Source organism: Kitasatospora sp. NPDC059747, assembly GCF_042732955.1.
Classification (GTDB): domain Bacteria; phylum Actinomycetota; class Actinomycetes; order Streptomycetales; family Streptomycetaceae; genus Kitasatospora.
Genome location: NZ_JBHWGV010000259.1, coordinates 1 through 2,920 on the forward strand (window position 1 = coordinate 1; position 2,920 = coordinate 2,920).

The following is a 2,920-nucleotide window of genomic DNA, read 5'->3' on the forward strand; positions in this document are numbered from 1 at the left end:
TGGTCAGACCGGTGGCCACCTTGCCGATCGGCTGCCAGCCGCCGGAGCCGGCCGGGTCGCCCCCGTGGTTGAGCCACACGTTGACCGAACCGTCGGGGTTGATCACCCAGTAGTCGGCCTTGCCGTCACCGTCGAAGTCGGCCAGCCGGACCCGGCTGCGGTCGGTCGTGACACCCCCGGCAACCTGGCCGGCGGACTGCCAGCCACCGGAACCGACCGGGTCGCCGCCGCGGTTGAGGAACACGGTGACGGAGCCGTCGGGCTTGATCAGCCAGTAGTCGGCCTTGCCGTCGCCGTCGAAGTCGGCGAAGCGCACCTGGTCCTGGTCGGTGGTCAGACCGGTGGCCACCCGGCCGAGGGGCAGCCAGCCGGCGCTACCGGCCGCGTCACCGCCGCGGTTGAGCCACACGTTGACCGAACCGTCGGGGTTGATCACCCAGTAGTCGGCCTTGCCGTCCCCGTCGAAGTCCGCGAGACGGACCCGGCTGCGGTCGGTGGTGACGCCCCCGGCGACCTTGCCGATCGACTGCCAGCCGCCGGCCCCGTCACCGCCGCGGTTGAGCCACACGTTGACCGAACCGTCGTCCTCGATGGTGACGTAGTCGGGCTTGCCGTCGCCGTCGAAGTCGGCCCAGCGCAGCCGACCGCTGCCCCCGACCTCGTTCGCAGTCGCCGAGCGGTGGTCGCGGGTGTCCGCGATCCACCCGGCGATGTCGTCGACCCGGGTCTCGGTGGCACCCTGGCGGGTCTCCGTCTCACCGAGGCAACCGCCCTGCCAGGCACGGCTGATGACGGCGGCGAGCTCGACGCCGCCGTTCTTGGCACGCAGCGCCGGGGCACCGGCGTCGCCCTTGCAGACGGTGTCGGCCGCGGTCTTGGCGGTGAGGTCCACGCTGGAGGAGGCCACGGCGCCGGTCGTCAGCGTCGCGCTGTGGGACTGGGCCGGCAGCCAGTCGGACTTGGTGCGGCCGAAACCGAGCACCTGCAGGTCCTCGCCGGCGGCCGGCGCGGCCGTCGCGACGGCCACCGGGGTGACGCCGTTGGCGGGCTCGACCAGACGGATCATCATGACGTCGCGGTCGCTCCGCGGCACGAGCGTGGAGACGTCGTACCCGTGACCGGCGATGGTGACCGTGGTCCGGGCCTTCGGGATGCCCGCCGGAACGGTGCTCGGGTCGTCCGGCTTGTCGGTGAAGCACCCGGCCGCCGACAGCACCCACTGCGGGGCGATCAGCGTGGCGGTGCAGGAGCGCGAGCCCGGGTGGCCGGGCTGCCCGACCGTGACGGTGCCGATCGCCGGGTTGGACCCGGCCGCGGGCGTCGCGGCGGGGCCGTCGGTGGCGTTGAGCTCCAGCAGCGTGGTCGAGCCGCTGGTGCCGCCCTCGCCGACCGGGGTCCAGGCGTTCTTGTTGACGTCGACGCTGCTGACCGTGCCCGCGGTGTTCAGCGTGGCCTTGATCGTGTGGTCGTCGCCCTTGATGTTGTAGATCTGCGGGATCTCCAGCGACAGGTACCCCGTCGGCCCGGTGATCCTGAAACAGACCTGGCTCGGAGTGGCCGCCCGGCTGTACAGCTCCACCAGGCCCGGGCCCGACGCGCAGTCGGCGAGCACGATGTGCCCGTCGCCCGCCTTGAGCGTGATGTTCCGGTCGGCGAGGACCTTCGCCGCGCCCGGGTAGGAGAAGTCCTCCGCCGCGGACGGCTTGGCCGGCTCCGCGGCCGTCGCCGGCGAGGACGAGAACGTGGCCAGGGCGGGAACGGCCAGTGCCGCCGCCAGCGGCCTTATCAGTCTCCGGCTTATTCGCAAAACAACTCCCCGTAAATCGACATGCCCGGGGAATCGCCAACGCCCCCGAGCTGGCAAAGTTCAAACAAACTTTCCGAAAGCTACTGGGCGCATTTCGCGTACGTCAAACGGACCGAATCCCGGCCGGTGGCGGGAACTGACGGACGGTCGGCCCGACCGACCGTCAATCCGGTGTCAATCCGCCATCGGCAGGGCCATGAAACTGATATTTCGGGCAATCAGGGCGCGTGAAATCACCGCCGGGGAAAAGAGCCGTGAGCGGTATCACAGCCCTCTCCGCGGGTCACCGGCCCTCGGCCACCAGCCCTCGGTCACCAGCCCTCCGACCCGTCAGGCGCCGGTGGCCAGGCGGCGCCCCTCCTCCAGGAACGCCATCACACCCATGACGCCCGCGAGTGCACCCAGCGGCCGGGCGGCACCGAACGGCGCGTTCCAGAAGCCGCCCTCCCGCGCGGTGTGCGGGCCGACGTACGCGTACGGCAACGGGAGGTAGGAGTCGCCGAGCGAGACGCCGTAGTTCACGTCGCCGACGGTCACGCCGATGTCGAAGTGCTCGGGCCAGATGACCGGTTCCGTCCCCGGGAACAGCCCGCGCAGCGCGGCGTCGCCGACCGCGAAGCCGTCCAGCAGCCGGTGGGCGGCGGCCGGGTCCACCTCGATCGAGTCGTCGGCCGCCCGGCCCGCCCCGTCCCCGTACAGCCCGGCGGGTGCGCCGGCCGACAGCCCGAGGGCCGCCCCGAGCGCGGCGCACGTGGTCCATTCGAGGGACAGCACCTGCCCCGGCGCCACCAGCTCCGCCCCGACCACGCGCAGCTCCGCCCCGACGGACGTGGCGAAGCCGCCCGCACTCGCCTTCAGCCGGATCGTGCCGTCGGTGCGGTACTGCGGCCCGGCCAGGACCAGTTCGGCGACGGCGTGCAGGGAGCGGCGGGTGCGTACGAGGGTCTCGGTGTCGATCTCGGTGTCCATGGACGAATGATCTCCCAGGTGGGAGGCCTGCGCGTAATCCCCGCGCCCTCCGCGGTCACGGCGGGGCGCCGATCGCGAACGAGCGGGGACCGGTCCCGCTCCCCGGGGCGGGGAGGGCGTTCGGTCCCCGGCGGCGGTGCCGCG

Annotated in this window: 2 protein-coding genes; both read right to left on the reverse strand. The window is 72.3% G+C overall.

The window, feature by feature from the left end:
• Positions 1–1,807 (reverse strand): FG-GAP-like repeat-containing protein (locus ACFV4G_RS43300; protein ID WP_380449138.1); only part of this gene is annotated, 1,807 nt, incomplete at its 3' end.
• 330 nt (positions 1,808–2,137) lie between these two features.
• Complete coding sequence (locus ACFV4G_RS43305) at positions 2,138–2,776, reverse strand: hypothetical protein (RefSeq protein WP_380449140.1); 639 nt, start codon at positions 2,774–2,776, stop codon at positions 2,138–2,140.
• Positions 2,777–2,920 lie beyond the last annotated feature (144 nt).